Source organism: Phenylobacterium sp. CCH9-H3 (assembly GCF_001557235.1).
GTDB lineage: Bacteria > Pseudomonadota > Alphaproteobacteria > Caulobacterales > Caulobacteraceae > Phenylobacterium.
In genome coordinates this window covers 1-16,348 of the sequence record NZ_LSJI01000093.1, presented here as the reverse complement: position 1 = coordinate 16,348, position 16,348 = coordinate 1, and the positions used below count along the sequence as shown (strand labels likewise).

At 65.5% G+C, this 16,348-nt stretch carries 10 protein-coding genes and 2 pseudogenes; 6 read left to right on the top strand and 6 right to left on the bottom strand.

Translation table 11 applies throughout. The features are described from left to right. Positions 1–231: 231 nt before the first annotated feature. Positions 232–1,291 (top strand): IS630 family transposase gene (locus AX721_RS26745; protein ID WP_231754705.1). Its coding sequence is split into 2 segments (ribosomal slippage): positions 232–735 and positions 737–1,291, totalling 1,059 coding nucleotides; the frame shifts between segments, so codons are not numbered across the junction. Between the two features lie 787 nt (positions 1,292–2,078). Here AX721_RS26745 and AX721_RS08270 read toward each other — a convergent pair. From AX721_RS08270 to AX721_RS08260, 3 genes are all read right to left on the bottom strand, one after another. Further along, positions 2,079–3,443, bottom strand: coding sequence for an MFS transporter (locus tag AX721_RS08270; protein WP_068875538.1), 1,365 nt, complete (start codon positions 3,441–3,443; stop codon positions 2,079–2,081). Between the two features lie 10 nt (positions 3,444–3,453). Next, positions 3,454–4,614: a CaiB/BaiF CoA-transferase family protein gene (locus tag AX721_RS08265; protein WP_068875537.1), complete on the bottom strand. Its 1,161-nt coding sequence runs from the start codon at positions 4,612–4,614 to the stop codon at positions 3,454–3,456. A gap of 152 nt (positions 4,615–4,766) precedes the next feature. After that, positions 4,767–7,805, bottom strand: a complete 3,039-nt coding sequence (locus AX721_RS08260) for a TonB-dependent siderophore receptor (RefSeq protein ID WP_068875536.1) — start codon at positions 7,803–7,805, stop codon at positions 4,767–4,769. 369 nt (positions 7,806–8,174) lie between these two features. Here AX721_RS08260 and AX721_RS08255 point away from each other — a divergent pair, with 369 nt between their 5' ends. The 5 genes and pseudogenes from AX721_RS08255 to AX721_RS28740 all read left to right on the top strand — a co-directional run. After that, entirely contained in the window at positions 8,175–8,927 is a 753-nt protein-coding gene (locus AX721_RS08255) for an IclR family transcriptional regulator (RefSeq protein ID WP_068875535.1), read from the top strand. 148 nt (positions 8,928–9,075) lie between these two features. After that, a complete protein-coding gene (locus AX721_RS08250) occupies positions 9,076–9,840 on the top strand; it encodes an enoyl-CoA hydratase/isomerase family protein (protein ID WP_068875534.1) in 765 nt (254 codons plus the stop codon). Between the two features lie 30 nt (positions 9,841–9,870). Beyond that, entirely contained in the window at positions 9,871–10,926 is a 1,056-nt protein-coding gene (locus AX721_RS08245; RefSeq protein WP_068875533.1) for an acyl-CoA dehydrogenase family protein, read from the top strand. Between the two features lie 12 nt (positions 10,927–10,938). Then, positions 10,939–12,117: an acyl-CoA dehydrogenase family protein gene (locus AX721_RS08240; protein ID WP_068875532.1), complete on the top strand. Its 1,179-nt coding sequence runs from the start codon at positions 10,939–10,941 to the stop codon at positions 12,115–12,117. A gap of 24 nt (positions 12,118–12,141) precedes the next feature. Continuing rightward, positions 12,142–12,330, top strand: a pseudogene (locus tag AX721_RS28740) (MFS transporter); the annotation flags it as partial. A 58-nt stretch (positions 12,331–12,388) separates the two neighbouring features. Here AX721_RS28740 and AX721_RS08235 read toward each other — a convergent pair. The 3 genes and pseudogenes from AX721_RS08235 to AX721_RS08225 all read right to left on the bottom strand — a co-directional run. Further along, positions 12,389–13,051 (bottom strand): annotated as a pseudogene (locus AX721_RS08235) (transposase); the annotation flags it as partial. Between the two features lie 212 nt (positions 13,052–13,263). Next, entirely contained in the window at positions 13,264–14,973 is a 1,710-nt protein-coding gene (locus AX721_RS08230; RefSeq protein ID WP_156467074.1) for an ATP-binding protein, read from the bottom strand. Positions 14,974–15,980: 1,007 nt separating this feature from the next. Continuing rightward, positions 15,981–16,348, bottom strand: a 368-nt coding sequence (locus AX721_RS08225) for a transposase (RefSeq protein ID WP_156467073.1), incomplete at its 5' end; no start/stop codon positions are given.

Below are 16,348 nucleotides of genomic sequence, written 5' to 3'. Positions count from 1 at the left end.
TTGGGTGATCGTCGCAATGTTTGCTCGCCATCGCTGTAGGCGTTCCGCCGAGGCGAATCTGGAACCAAGCTTGAGCGCAGAAGTTCTGCCCCCGGGTCGAAGTTTATTGTGCTGCTCTTCACCAGGCTTGTCTGTGAAAGCCACGTTTATACCAATCGGCGCAGTGCCTGACTCGGGGGGATTCTCAGGGGCGGCGAAGTAGGATTCGATCGTCGGACCGGAGGGTTCGCCATGCCACCTATCACGCTTCGCCAGGACTTTGACGCCGCTCAGCTTCGCGCGCTTGCGCGGGCCAGCAGGGACGCCCGCCAGGTCCGACGTCTGCTGGCGCTGGTGGCGGTCTACGACGGCGCCAGCCGCCATGAGGCCGCGGCGGTAGGCGGGATGGACCGGCAGATTCTTCGCGACTGGGCGCTGCGGTTCAATGCCGAAGGTCCTGCGGAGCTGATCGACCGCAAGGCGCCGGGAGCGAAGCCGAAGCTCACGCCGGAGCAGCTGGCGGCGGTCGTCCAGTTGGTGGAGGACGGCCCGATCCCGGCCATCCACGGGGTGGTGCGCTGGCGGCTCATCGATCTGGCGGGCTGGATCTACGACGAGTACGGCGTGTCGCTGGACCCCAGCCGACTGGGCCGGATCCGGAAAGGTCTGGGCTATGCGCGCCTGTCCGCCCGGCCCAGACACCATGCCCAGAACCCGCAGGCCCTGGAGGCCTTCAAGCGAGATTTTCCCCCTGCGGGTCCAGGAGATCCGCGACCGCATGGCTGAAGGGACCGAGCTCGAGATCTGGTGGCAGGATGAAGCCCGCATCGGGCAGAAGAACAAGCTCACCCGCCGTTGGGCAAGGCGCGGAACCCGTCCGTCCGCGCCCAACGAACAGCGCACCCAATGGGCCTACATCTTCGGCGCGATCTGTCCGCAGAAGGGAACCGCCGCCGGCCTTGTCATGCCCTACTGCGACACCCAGGCCATGAACGCCCACCTGGCCGAGATCAGCGCCCAGGTCGAGCCCGGTCATCACGCCGTCCTGCTGCTCGACCAGGCCGGATGGCGCACCTCCCAGGCCCTGCAGACGCCATCGAACATCACCCTCCTGCCGCTGCCGGCCAAGGCCCCGGAGCTCAATCCGGTCGAGAACCTCTGGCAGTTCATGCGCGACAACCACCTCTCCAACCGCATCTTCCGCAACTACGACGACATCGTCGACAACTGCTGCGCCGCCTGGAACACCATTGCCGACCAACCCTGGCGCATCATGTCCATCGGCCTCAGAGACTGGGCCCATGGGTACTGATCAGCGCCGATTGGTATTACTTTGATGCTGAAGGTTGGAAAAGACCGCATGTGGATCAGCCGGGTGCTCAGACCGTTCTCGTGCTTCAGACGTAGTAGGTCGCGTATGTGGCGCATCGACAAACTCTCGGTCGGCATCAGGCCCCCTGCTCAAACAACAGCGGCTCCCTAGCCCGGTCAGACTGTCGGTCTTGCCTCCATCATCCCCTCAACCGAGAGGCGCCCACGACGCCGTGGAATCCGTGCCCACGATGGCGTGGAATACGCACGGTCGAAAGCGAAGGTGCTGCAAGGTCCACAACGGGCTATCGCTCGATGAGCACGCCCACGGCCCCTACCGCACAGTCACCCGCACCCTCGCCCGAGAGCGACACATATGTCCGACGGATGCGGATAGTCGTATCCCTCCGGTGAGGCTTTCAGTTAACCACATCGTCGGCGCATCCCGATTGAGATGCCGAAGGCGATGTCATTGAGCCGCGTCAGGCCTCGCCAAACGACCATGTTGCCCGGGGGGCGGATCGCGGCTGCGGGCGAGGTAGCCGCCGGGACCTCGGTAGAGCCGACACCCCATGCCGTATCTCACGCCTGCGTGGACAATACGGAAGCTAGATGAGGCTCGCCGAGCCATCTGCGCCGTCGAGGCAGATCAACCCGAAAGGACGGTTGACCTATTACAGAAGCATGGGTGTCCACCGCAACGAGAGAGGATCAGTCGTGCCATGAAGCGAACGTTCATGTCAGGCCGCGGCGTAACGAGATCGCAAGCATGGTGGCAGCTCTGTGGGCTATGCGCGCTCGAATTCTTGGATTTCCCGCTGCACGTGCTTGCTAGCGCGCCAGTAGAAGAATGCGGGGATGAGAAAGCTGATCGCCGCGCCCATCAGGGCGTAGCGCACGCTCTGGTGCGGAGGCGCGGAAGCCGGCAGCGCCTCGCGGATCACGTCCGACAGCACCCCGAACGCGGTAACGCCGATCCCCGCGCCCACCAGGGTGCCAACCATGGCCATCAGGGCCGAGGCCGTGGCCCGCACATTGGGGCTGAGCAGGCGCTGCGTGGCCGCGGCGACCCCGCCGTAGCTCAAGTTGTCGAACATGGTGGGGAAGATCATCAAGATAAGGGCCAGCCACCATTTGTCGGTCCACCAGGCGAAGACCAGCATGGGCGGCGTCAGCAGCATACCGATGATGCCGGGAGTCATGTAGTGCCGCGGGTTCCTGGCGGCGAGGCGATCGGCGATCCAGCCGCCGCCCAGGGTGCCGAAAATGCCGGTGAGGCCGCCCTGCACGCCCAGCCATAGGCCAGCCTGGCCCGCTGTCATGCCGAGGTTTCGCTGGAAGTGCATCATGCCCCAGAAGCTGCCCACCGAGACCAGGGCACCCATGACGGTGCTGCCTAGCATCAGGTAGATGATGGTGCGCGACCGCAGGACCTCCCGCGCGGCCTGCAGAACGCCGGGCCTCGGGAAGGACGCGGCGCGGGCGCGATCCTGATGGCGGGGATCGCGCAGGATGAACAGCAGGCCGATCGCCAGCAGCACACCGGGCGTTCCGACGAGGAAGAAGGCGCTGCGCCACCCGAAGAGGTCGCTCAGCACGCCGCCGATCGACTTGCCGAGGAAGGCCCCGATGGGGATGCCGAGTCCGAAGATCGCCAACGCCTGGGCGAGCTTGGCCTTCGGCGCGGACTCGGCGATCAGCGAATGGGCCGCCGGGCCACAGCCCGCCTCACCGGCCGCCACGCCCATGCGCGCCAGCAGCAGGTAGCCATAGCCTGAGGCGGCTCCGCAGAGCGCGGTCATGGTGGACCAGATGGTCAAGGACGCTGAGATCACCCAGACGCGGCTTACTTTCGGCCTGTCGGCGATCCAGCCCCAGGGAAAGCCGAAGACGAAATAGACCATCGAAAACGCCAGGCCGCCGACCAGGCCGAGTTGCGAATCCGTGAGATTGAGGTCCTTGCCGATCTCGTTGCCGAGAACGTTGATCACCTGGCGGTCCAGGATGTTCAGGGTCAGCACCGCCATGAGCATCCAGGCCATCAGCCACGGACGGCCGACGGGCTTGGCGCCGGCTCCTGCGGCGTCGGTCTGATCGGCCACGGACGGCAGCGGCGCCTCGCCGTCGCCCGGTTCGATGGAAATCGCGGCCATAAGGCCCCCCTCAGGTTGACGGCGTCAGACCGACTTCGCGGAGGACTTCCTCGGTATGCTGACCGAGAGCCGGGGCGTGATAGCGCAGCCGGTAGGGCGCTTGGCTGAACCGAATGGGTTGCCGAACGCTGTAGTACGGCCCCTCGGTCGGGTGCTCGACCACAGGCATCAGGCCGACGGCCTGTACGTGCAGGTCATCGGCTAGGTCCTCCACGTTGATGACCGGCATGCATGGAATGTCGGCGCCGTCACAGAAGGCCAGCCATTCGGCGTTGGTGAGACGGGGCGCCTCCTCGCGGATCATCGCGTAGAGCGTCTCGATGGCCGCGGCCCGCCTAGCGGGATCGCGGTAGAGCTCCTTCCAGTCCGCTCGGCCGACAAAATCGAAGAAGTCGAACCAGTTCTTGGCCGAGTACGGCAGGATGCAGGCGTATCCGTCGGCCGTCCGATAGGGCCGCCGCTCCTTGGTCTGAATACGCGGATAGCCCGGTCGTCCGCGATGCGGGGCGTAGACTGCGCCGCCGAAGCCCTCGACCAGGTTGAAGTCAATGGCGGTCTCGAACATCGGCACCTCAATGGCTTGGCCCCCACCGCCGCGTGCGCGATGCAGGAGGCCACCGAGGATCGCGTAGGCGATCGCCTGCCCGGCCAGCTTGTCGCAGATCACCGCCGAGGCGTAGGCCGGCTCGCCGGTCAGCGGAATGGCGGTGCTGGCGTATCCGGAGGAGGCTTGAATCAGGTCGTCATAGGCCGGCTTCTGGCCATACGGCCCTTCGCTGCCGAAGCCGAACGCCGCGCAATATACGATGTCGGGATTCAAGGCCTTGACCGCGTCATAGGTGAAGCCCAGCCGCTCCATCACCTGCGGGCGTAGGTTGTGCACGAAGACGTCGGCGGTGGGGATCAACGCGTTCAGGGCCGCCCTTCCCGTCGCGCGCTTCAGGTCAAGCACCACGCTGCGCTTGTTGCGGTAGAGGTTGAGCATGATGCCCGAGAGCCGAGCGCCTTGTGGGGGCCGCATCATGTCGCCTTCGGGCGGCTCAATCTTGATCACGTCCGCGCCCATATCTGCGAGGATGCGTGTCGAATAGGGACCCATGATCACCGAGGTCAAATCGATGATGCGGAGACCATCTAGGGGCGATACGGGCAAAGAGGTGGTGGCGGTCATGCAAGGATCTGTCACAGGAAATTCAGGCTGCTGAACGGGATCATGAAGGATGCGCCGCCAGCGGGAGCCGGCGGCGCCAGGGTCAAGGCGCCGGTACCCGGGGGAGGGGAAGGCGGTCGCCGGGCGCGCGACGTGTTAGAAGAGCGCATCGGTCAGAACGTCTTCTTGAAGCCGACCTCGAAGACGCGGCCGAGGGGGTTGCCGTTGGTGATGTCGTAGTTGTAGGCGCCCGGTGCGTCCGACGGATCGGTGTCCAACACGTTCTGGATGCTGAAGGTGACGGTCGTATCCCACGGCGCGTCGTAGCGCACCGTCAGGTCGTGCTGGACGTAGGCCTTGCTCTTGCCGACCGGGACCTGGACGTAGTCGGAGCCCTGCAGCACCCACCTATTGGCGGGCGTGCCGGGCGCCGGCTTGGTGCCCTCGGTGTAGCGGACCTGCCAACGGGCGTTGAGCGGCCCGCGGTTGAAGTTGACGAAGCCGTTCGCCCGCAGCTGCGGGTAGGAGAAGAACGAGCCGACGAGATCGCTGGTCCCGGCGCGATCCACTGGTTGCTGGAACACCACTTGCGGCGCGCCCAGCAGTGAGAAGGCGCCGCGGCGGAATTCCTTGAGATAGGTGCCGTCGAAGCCAACGGTCAGGTCGCCGCCGTATACATCTGGCCAGTCGTACTGAGCGCTGAAATCGAAGCCCGAGGTCCGGGTGTTCGGGCCGTTGACGAAAGAAGTGTTGATCTCCAGCACGTTCCCCGGCGCGCAGACCCCGCCGAAGTTGAAGCGGGCGGCGAGCTCCGGGACCGTCCGGGCGCCGCCAAGACAGGCCCAGGTGCTGGCGTCGGCGACCGCCGGGAACATGGCCGAGAACAGCGCCGTCGAAGACTCCGTGGTCAGCTCGTCCTTGAAGTCGAAGCGCCAGTAGTCGAGCGAAGCCTTGAACCTGCGGAAATCGACGAGAATCCCGCCATTATAGGCGTGCGCAGTTTCGGGTTGCAGATCGGGATTGCCGTTAGTGCGGACCGCCCGATACTGGCCAGAGATGTTGACCACACTGCGGGTGAAGCCCGAGGTCGTGCTTTCCAGCGTCGGGGCCCGGAACGTGGTGCCCGCTGATCCGCGGAACGCCAGCCAGTCCAAGGCCTGCCAGCGCAGGGCGATCCGTGGATTGGTAGTCGACCCGACGCCGCCGCCATAGCGCTCGTGGCGCACCGCGATGTTGGCTTCGAAGTTATCGAAAAGCGGCAGCCGCAGTTCCAGGAACCCGGCCGGAACGGACCGGTCAAGATCGCGGTCGCGGCCAGACCCGAAGAAGATCAGCGGCCCGGCCGGCGCGCCGCACACCGGGACGCTGTCATCGATGGAGTCGACGCAGGGAAAGGTCTGGTTGTCAAAGAAGTCGCCGGAGTACTGCAACTCGCGCTGGTAGCGGTACTGCGCGCCGATGGCCCACTGCACCTGGCCGCCGGGCAGCTCGAAAACCGGGAGATCGCCGGTGAGTACGGCATCAGCGACCAGCAGCTGATTGGTCCAGGTGTTGGTGTATCGGCCGATCATCCAGTCGATGAGCCGCGGATCGTTGGCGACCCCGGCCCGATAGTAGGGATTTGCCTGGCCGTTGATGACGCTGGTCGCAACGCTGTTTGTGAAGGGGTTGAAGAAGTAGCAGCCCGCGGCGGCGTTGCCCGCGTTGGCCGCCACGGACCGCTCGGCCGCCGAGCATTCATTCGCGTCGCCCTGCCGGCTGCCGAAGCCGTTGAGAGCGTTCTGCAATCGGTTGACGAGGATGTCGGAGTTTGAGTGCGAGGAGGTGGCGTCCATGTAGGTCAACGCCGCGTCCCAGTGGATGCCGTTGTCGAAGTCGCCGTTGAGGCTGGCTGACACGCGCCAGGAATCGTTGTGCACGTCTTGTTCGGCGGACTTCGAGTTGGTCGTCGGATGGCCGGCGAAGGCGATGGCGCGCCAGGCCGTCGGCGAGATGTCCACCCCGAGCGCCCCAGCCGTAGCGGCGGCGGTGATGCTTGCGCACTGGGCCGTCCCAAACTCACCGAACCGGCCGCCGCCGCCCGCGCAGTCGGCCGCCAGCTGGTCGAGCCCAGGGTTATTCTGCGGGACATTGTAGCGGACGAAGAAGTTGAAGGCGCCCGGAGGGGCCAGCGACCCGGAGGTGCCTCCGAGCGAGGTCGGCGTCGGGAACTGCGTCGAGAGGTTGGCCGGCGAGATGCGCTGGTTGGGCACATCATTGCGCGTCCAGGCCGCCTCCACATGCATCTGGACCTTGTCGGACAGGTCGTAGTTGGCCTCGGCGTAGAGCTGATAGTGGTTCTCGGTGGTCACCAGGTCGCTGAGCTGAGTGAACTCAAATCGGCAGGTCGAGGTGGCCGCCCCGCCGTTGACTAAAGCGCTGGCGGGCGACACAGGGCGGCCCGTGGCGCCATTGGTCAAGACCCCGCCCAGTTCGGCGCAGCCGTTGTCGCGGAAGAGGATTGCCGGCGATAGCGAGGCGGTGTTGGCGACATAGAAGCCCGGGTTGGTGGCACCCGTCCAGCCGCCGTAGTTCGGATCCTCGTAGGGGGACTTCGCCCAGCCGCGGTCGAGCATGTCGAGGCGGCTGCGGTGGCGATAGCCGGCGGTCAGCAGGATATTGCCCCGGTCGTCGCGCCAGCCGTAGGCTAGGTTGCCCTCGTAGTCACCCTTGGAACCGTCGATGGCGGCGTACTGGCCGGAGAACTCGAACCCTTCCAGGTCTCGGCGAGTGATGAAGTTTACCACCCCCCCCATGGCGTCGGAACCGTAGGTGGCGGCCGCGCCGTCCTTCAGGATCTCAATGCGCCCGACCGCGGCGGACGGGACGAAAAGCAGGTTCGCGCCGAGACCGCCGCCTGCATTGGCGGAGTCGGCCAGCCGACGACCGTTCATCAGCGTGAGGGTCCTTGCCGGACCCAGACCGCGCAGGTTGATCGAAGCGTTGCCAGACGCCTGCGCGCCGAGGGAACGGTTGGCCTCGCCAAGGGCGGCGCCAGCGGCCGTGATCGTCTTGACGAGCTGCACCACGGAAGGCGAGCCCTGCTGCTCCAGCGCCTGGGCGGTGACGACATCGACCGGCTGGGCGGCGTCCTCCGGCGTGCCCCGAATATAGGAGCCGGTGACGACGACTTCCTCGACGGACGTCTCCTTCGGTCCGTCCGACTGCGCCATCGCCCAGCCCGCCAGCCCTGCATTCAAGGCAAGCGCGCACGCTGAGCGCGCAAGCAATTGCGCCCTAGTCATAAGTCCCTCCCTAGCGTTCTACTGGACGCCTACCGAGCTCTTGCTCTCAAGCGGCGCCCTTTCCTTACCTCGCGAGACATCGATCATCACCCGCTATGCGAGCGACGACTTGGCGTAAACCCGGCCGTCTGTTCGAACCTCCGGTAATGACTTCAGCACTCACCCGGCTGGTCTGGATTTCACCCGATGCATGCTTGATCAAATAGTCACGCTCTTTCGCGGTGATGCAATGTTTTACATATGGACGTGCTGAATTTTCATATGCATGCATAACGCATGGATAAGGCTGGAGGCCGGATGTCAGATGTCACCATTAAGTCGGCGCGTCGCGTGTTCGAGGTGCTCGAATATTTCGACACCATGCGCACGCCGCTGTCGCTGAAGCAGATCTGCGACCAGCACGGCTACCCGCCATCAAGCGGCGCGGCGATCCTTAAGAGCTTGGTGATGCTGGGCTATCTTGAATACGACAAACGGAGCCGGACCTATCTGCCGACCATGCGTATCGCCGCCCTGGGCGGCTGGGTGGTGACCGAGCTGTTTGGCGGTATGAACATCATCGGCCTGATGGAGACGTTGCGCGACGAGACACGCGAGACCGTCATTCTGGCCGCCCAAAGCGACCTGCATGCCCAGTACGTCCACGTCATCTATTCGCGCGAACCGCTCAACTACTCGGTGGCCCCAGGCACGCTGCGCCCGCTGGCTCGATCGGGCTTCGGCCGGCTTTTGCTCAGCGGCCACACCGATCATTCCATCCGCGCCATTGTCCGGCGAATAGACGCCGCCCGCGACGCCGGCGAGGAGAAGATCGACGTCGAGGATCTCCTCACCAGCATCAACGTCATCCGCCGCAGCGGCTATGCGATCTCCCACAACCTCGTAACCCCGGGGGTCGGGATCATCGCCGTATTGCTGCCCGAGACGCCCTTCAGGCGGATTTTCGCGATCGGATTGGGCGGCCCTTCCGAGCGCATCGTCGCCGGGCATGACAAACACCTGGCGCTTCTGCAGGACACCGTCGCCAAGTTTTCCGAGATCCTGAAATAGGAAAAAACGCAGGTCGCTTACCTGCACATTATGCACATATGCGAAAACGTCTTCCTCACATGTGAAACAGTTGCCTCGCCTACCCTCCCTGCGTCAGCCTTAGGCACGCGCCGCGTCAGACGGGGCGGCCGAATTTGAAGGGGCGGAGATGGGTCAGGCTGAGGATGTGGGCGTCGAGACCCATGGGCACGTGGCGGTGGTGGAGATCCGTCGGCCGCCGCACAACTTCTTCGACGTCGGGCTGATCACTGCGCTGGCCATGGCATTCGAGGCGATCGACGGGCAGACAGATCTGCGTGCCATCGTCCTGGCCGCCCAGGGCAACTCGTTCTGCGCCGGCGCGGACTTCAGCCGGCCATCGCCGACCGGCGGGGCGACGGGCGACCTCTACAGCGCGGCCGCAAGGCTCTTCGCCACCAAGAAGCCGATCGTCGGTGCGATCCAGGGGCCGGCCATCGGCGGAGGGCTCGGCCTGGCCCTGGTTCCGGACTTTCGCGTCGTCGCGCCGGAGGCTCGCTTCGCGGCCAACTTCGTGAAGCTCGGCATCCACCCGGGCTTCGGCCTGACCCTCACGCTGCCCCGGTTAATCGGTCTGCAGAAGGCCGCCCAGCTGCTCTACACCGGCCGCCGGATCAACGGCGAGGAGGCCCTGGCCTGGGGCCTCGCCGACGTGGTCGCACCGAAGGAGGGCTTGCGGGAGGCCGCCCTGGCGCTCGCCTCCGAAATCGCCCAGGCCGCCCCGCTGGCGGTGATCGCCACCCGCGCCACCCTGCGTGAGGGCCTAGCGGACGCCTTTAAGGCCCGCACCGACCACGAAAGCGCCGAGCAGGCCAAGCTCTTTCCCACCGAAGACTATCGCGAGGGCGTTCGGTCGGTGGCCGAACGCCGGCCCGGCAATTTCGTCGGCGCCTGACCGCGCCTGACGACGACTTAGGAGACCGCCTTGAATTTCGGCATCCGCGAAGACGACCAGATGATCGTCGACAGCCTGACCGCCTTCGCCAGCGAACAGCTGCGTCCCAACCTGCGCGCCGCCGAAGCGGCTCGCGCACCCTCGCCGGAGGCCCGTGCGAGCTTCGCCGAGCTGGGCTTCGAGGGGCTCGATGTGCCGGAGGCGGCCGGCGGGGTGGGCCTGGGCATCCTCACCCGCGTTCTCGCTAACAGCTGCTTGGCCAAGGCCGACGCCGGCGCGGCTCTGGCGCTCGATCGACTTGGACCGGCCGTCTATTTGCTGGACGCCTTCGGCGGTCCCGACGCGGTCGCCCGGTTCGCCGGCCCGATCCTGCAAACCCCGGACGCCCGCGTGGTGCTCGTGGTCGAGGACGAAGATCGTAGCCTCGCCGCCGGTGATCGGGTGAGCGGCAAGGTCGCCTGGGCGCCGGTCGAGCGCGCCGATCTGGTGGTCGGCCTCGGCCCCACCAGCGCCTGGGTAATCGAAGGCTCTGCCACCGCCGAACCCGTCAAGAGCATCGGTCTGCACGCCGCCGGCGCCAGCCGCCTGAGCTTCGATGGCGCCGCCGCGGCCGCCTGGAACGACAAGGACGCCGCCGAACAGGCGCTCGCCAAGGCGCGGCTCTACTTCGCCTCGCTGCTGGTCGGTGTGCTCTACGACTCCACCGAGTTCTCGCGGGCATACGCCATGGAGCGCATGGCCTTCGGTCAACCAGTCGCCCACCACCAGGGCATGGCCTTCTTGATCGTCGACATGTTCAACGCCGTGGAGCAGGTGCGCCTGCTGGTCGAGGACGCCGCGCGCCGCATCGAGGCCGGCGAGGACGCCCGCCAGCATGCCGCCGCCGCCTTTGTCGAGGCGGTCGATGCGAGCCGCTTTGTGGGTCCCAACGGGGTGCAGATCCTCGGCGGTCACGGTTTCATGCGCGACTTCCCGATGGAGAAGGCGATGCGCGAGACCCGGGCCTTGGGCCTTCTCGCCGGCGGCGTGGAACGCGCTCGCGACGACGCCGCCTCCCTGGCCGACACCGTCGGCGACGCCTTCTGAGAAAGTTTGTCTATGGAACTGCAGATCAGTCCTCAGTTGAAGAAACTCGTCGATGACGCTCGCGAATGGGGCGAAACCGAAGCCCGCCCGGCAGGCCTGGAGGCGGACCGCTCCGGCTCTCCGCTGCCGGTCGGCCACGCCTACTTTCAGAGGTTCATCGACCGCGGACGTGGCCGCCGCGAACTCATGGCCGCCGCCGAGCCCGCCCCGGAAGGGCGCATCACCCAGATGGTCGTGCTGGGCGAAGAGAGCGCCTACTGGGATCGAGGCATGGGGGTCGCCTCCCCCGGCGCGGGCTTCCCGTCCGGCATGGTCAACGCGGCCGGCACGCCGGAGCAGAAGGAGCGCTTCCTCGGCCCCTTCGCCCATCATACGACGCCGCATTGGGCGAGCTTCGCGTTGACCGAACCCGGCGGTGGATCGGACACCGCCGCCTTTCGCACCCACGCCCGCAAGACCGACAAGGGCTATGTGCTGAACGGCGCCAAGTGCTTCATCGGCAACGCCTCCCGCGCCGACTGGGTTCTGGTGCAGACCACCCTCGACCCCACCAAGGGCCGCGCCGCCCAGCGCGCCTTCTTCGTGGAACGCAGCACTCCCGGCTTCACCGGGGTGAAGATCGAAAAGAAGATGGGCCTGCGCTCCTACGAGTCGGTGTCCTTCATCCTCGAGGACTGCGAAGTGCCCGCCGATCATCTGCTGGGCGGCGAGCGCAGTGAGCCGAAGATGGGGGCCGCCGGCTCTGGGTCCTACGGCGCGACCATGGGCGCGCTCAATGCCACCCGCGTGGGTGTCGCCGCCAGCGCCCTGGGGGTGGCCCGCGCCGCCTATGACGAAGCGCGGCGGTTCGCCAGGGAGTCGGGCGCGATCAAGTCGCCTCGCATCCGCGACAAGCTGGAGCTGATGCTGCGAAAAATCCGTGGGGCGCGGCTGATGACCCTGCAGGCTGCCTGGATGGCCGACAACCGGCGCAGCAACATCCTGGAATCCTCCATGGCCAAGATCATCACCGCCGAAGTGGCGCAGGAGACCGCCGCCCTGGGCATGGAAATCGTCGGCCTGGAGGCCGGCGCCGGCCACAACCTCGTGGAAAAGCTGTTCCGCGACGCCAAGGCGCTGAACATCGTCGAGGGCACCGGGCAGATTCAGCGGGTGATCATGGGCCGCAGCCTGGTGGGATTGCCTCGCTAGACGGCCCACGCGGGGAGAAAGACAATGACCGGGTTACCGAGCGCGCCGCCGCTCAGCTGGAAGACCCGGCTCCCCTATGCGTCGGGCGCCGCCGCGAACACGATCAAGCAGCGCGGCCACTCGCTCTTCCTGCTGGTCTTCTACAATCAGGTCATCGGCCTGCCCGCGCAGATGGTGGCCACGGCCATCATGATAGCACTGGCCTTCGACGCCTTCATGGATCCGACCATCGGGCATATCTCCGATAACTTCCGCTCCCGCTGGGGCCGCCGGCCCGCACAACCCGCGCCAGCGACCAGGTCGGCACGAACGCTTCTATCGCCGCCTCAAGCCGCTCGACCCGCTCCTTCGAGACCCGGACCGCCTCGACCATCTCCTGCAGCGCAATCTGGTGGGCGGGATGATCGAACTTCTGCTCCTGCAGCCATCGCAGGTAGCGCATGGTCCAGGCCTTCGGCCGTGGGAAGACGCGGCCGTGCTTGAGCATGAAGCCGCTGACCTGCTGGCGGTGGACGCGCTGGGTCTCGACCGCAGCGGCGCGGGCGCGAACCAGATCGCGCCTCGTGGCTTTGTCTGGGATCCACACCGCCGTAAGCTCGCCGGCGCGCAGGAGCCTCGCCAGGGCGAGGGCATCACGGCGGTTGGTCTTGATCCGATCGCCCGGCTTCCGCGGGATCAATGACGGCGCCACCACAGTGCAGGGGTGACCGAGCGAGGTGATCAGCCGATGCAGTCCGTACCCCGTGGGGCCGGCCTCGTAGCAGAAATGCGCCCGCTCGCAGGTCGCCGCGATCCGCTTCACCACCCTGCGCATGCTCTCTTCGGCGGCATCCACCTCGCCGACGAAGCGCACCTCGCCGCCGCGCTCACCGTCCGCTACAGCGATGACGTTCCGCGCCTTCGCCACATCGATCCCGACGAAAACCTCACTAATGCTCCGCGGCTCGTCCTCCTGCGGTGAGGATCGGCTCGGCCACTCCGAGCAACCCTCGAAGGCGCAGTGTAGGGCGAGCCACCTCGGCTCAGCGGACCTACGGTCTTACCTCGGACGCGACCGTGCTGCGAGAGAGCAACGCCATCCTGTAACCTGAAGTGGGGTGGGATACGCGCCCTTCGACTGTTGGTGCCCAGCGCGGCTTGTGGAGGCTAGGCGGTCGAGGCGGCGCGAGGGTCTGACCGCGCGAGTGCGCCGTCGATAGCGGTGAACAGCTCGTTGACGTTGATTGGCTTGGCCACGTGGCCATCCACACCGGCGGCAACGTATTCCGTGATCTGGTGCGACATCACGTTGGCGGTGAGTGCAATGATTGGCGTACGAGCGCGGCCGGTCCCCGCCTCGGCGCACCGAATGGCCCGTGTGGCCGAGAGACCGTCCATCACCGGCATCTGGACGTCCATCAAGATTACGTCCCACTCCTGATCGCACCAGTACTTCAGCGCCTGGGCCCCGTCTACGACCATCACTGGGTCAATCCCGACCTGCTGAAGCAAAGTGCGCAGTACCAGCTGGTTGACGCTATTGTCCTCGGCGGCCAATAGGCGGAGCCGCGGCGCTCCGTCTAACGCAGGTGCCCGCCGGTCGCCAGCCTTCGCCCTGGGGACCTGCTCGTCGCCCAACCGCAAGAGCGCAAGGCGAACCTGGAACCGGCTGCCCTCGCCCTCGACACTGCTGACCTCGATTGTCCCGCCCATCAGGCTGACGAGCTCTCGGCAGATCGCGAGCCCTAGGCCGGTACCTCCAAACCGACGAGTGGTGGAGGTGTCCACCTGCTCAAACTTGTTAAACAACCGGGCCACAGCGTCCTTGGGAATTCCAATGCCGGTGTCTGCGACGACAAATTCGAGAGTTTCATTCTCTCGGCGGATACGCACGCACACCTCGCCTTGTTCCGTGAACTTGAGGGCATTCGAGACGAGGTTGTTGAGAACCTGCCGCAGGCGAATGCAATCGCCGCGATAAGAGCCCCTCGCCTGCTCCTCGATAACGAAGGTGAACTTCAGGCCTTTAGCGGCAGCCACGGCTTCGAAGGCGGCATGGACCGCACTCCTGAGGGAGCTGAGCTCGAAGTCCACCTCCTCCAACTCCAGCTTTCCTGCTTCGATCTTTGAGAAGTCGAGGACATCGTTGAGGATAATAAGCAGAGTGTCGCCAGACTCACTGATGGTCTCCAGCCGTGCACGTTGCGTCTCGGATAGATCGTCGGCCGCCATAGCCTGAGCCATGCCGAGCACGCCGTTCAGCGGCGTGCGAATCTCATGACTGATGGTAGCCAGGGCGGTACTCTTCGCGGCGTTGGCCCGACGTTCAGCTCTGAACGCGCGTACCGCGAAGCTGCGCGTGCTGAGCGAAGCGGCAAACAGCAGCAGGACGCAAACGGACAGAGCCCAGACCTCGCCCGCTGTCGCTCCGGATCGATACGCCATAACCGGGAGCGACCAGGCGAAGACCGTGATCGAGCCGGCTGCGGCGATATAGGCAAGCTTCGAAGTACCGGTCGAAGGCCCGGCGTTCATTAGGACGCCTGCCATCACCAACACGCCGGACAGCATCGCCCAGAAATCGCCGGTCAGCACGGCGGCCATGCCAATCCCGGCAAAGAGAAGGCTGTTGAGGACAATCAAGGGCAAACCCCAGGCGGCGCGCTGCCTGAGCACGCGACGGCGGTCGCATCGCAGAATCCATGCGCGCTCGCCCAGCTGCAGAGTGATGATGCACGCGAGCCACGGGACGACGGGCCAGCCAAACACCGGAATAAAGGCGGCGCCGACGCCAACCATCATGCCGATTCTCATGCCGATCTGCTGAGTGCGACCGATTAGCGCATCGTAAAGTGCATTATGGGCGTCAGAGTCCATGGCGATCCCCAAGAATTCGAAGATATTCTGGTTGCCCGGATTAACATCCTACGTATGGGGGTCTAAGAAATGTGTTGAAGCCTGCCAATAGCCAAACTGATCCTTCACCAGCGCCGCCAGGCCGCCCATTCCTTTTCGGAAATCCACCGGCCGGGTCGCCACCAGCACCGGCCAACTTCGTCAGCGAAGGTGGGGTCGGGACGGCGCCTATTACAAGATAGTCAGCGTCGAATGGAATTGTGAGCGTGTTAACGCCCGATCGACTGCTTAGGCTAGGGGCCCAAGAAGCTTGTTTAGCCTCTTATCAACGAAGTCGCACTCGGCGAACTCCTGATCAGGCCAATTCTCCAAGAGCGTCGATCGGCACTGTAGCTCCAGCCCAAGTAAAAATGAGGGCGGCGCGGCAGATCGCCCGGGTCGCCCAAGCATCCCCTCGCCCCGGGGAGGTATTGGGGATTAAGGGGAGTGAATCCCGCCTGGCGAAGCCTCATTGCTCGATATCGCAAGTCACATTACAGCTTTGATCAAGCTGCAATCTTCAGTAGAGGCACGGCGAAATTTCCGTCTGGTGCGCGACGAACAAGGGCGGCGCGGGACCCGCAGCGCCGGCCCTAGAATCGATATTGAATCTCCACGCCGTAGGTTGGGGTGCCTCAAGGTTTGTTACACGGACGGCCCTAAGCGGGACAGACCATGAACAGGTTTATGCGGCGGCGGCGAACGGGTCTGCAAGGCCCGATAGAGCATGGCGTGGTGGCACTTGAGAAGGGCGGCGGCTTCGGGCCAAGGATCCCGCGGCCGCCCGAAAGGACGACACCCAGATCCTGCAGTTGCTCGACGGCTACGACCGGACGACGCCGGTCCGGCGAGCTACGCAAGGGTTCGATCGACCGCATAATGGGCATGAGCGACCTCGAACTCGGCCTCCAAGCGCTCCTCGGAGGCGGGTTCACCGGCCGGCGCTAACCCCACCCACAATATTGCGTGCAATACGCTACCGTGCGCCTTTACACGGATGGGCCTTCCGCCCCATCTTGTCGGACAAGGCTCACGCGCGGCAGTCGCGGCTCGCTTGGCTGCGCGAACCGTCGTCCCGGATCGGCGGGTGTTCCCTGCTCGGCGCCTTGATCACCGCCGCCACGGGTCTTGGCCTCCACGCCACGGCGCACCCGGACCACGACGCCGTCGACTCCAACTCGATGTCGCCGCGTCCGGCCCCGCGCCGGCCTCGGCCGCGCCCGCTCAGCCTTCACAGGCGGCTCGATCAGCGCCGGCACGAAGGTCATCGGCGGCTCAGGGTCCACGATCCGCATCTCGCGGCGCCAGCCGAACAGCTGCTGCGGGCGGATGTCGTGGCGCCGCGCCACGTCCGACA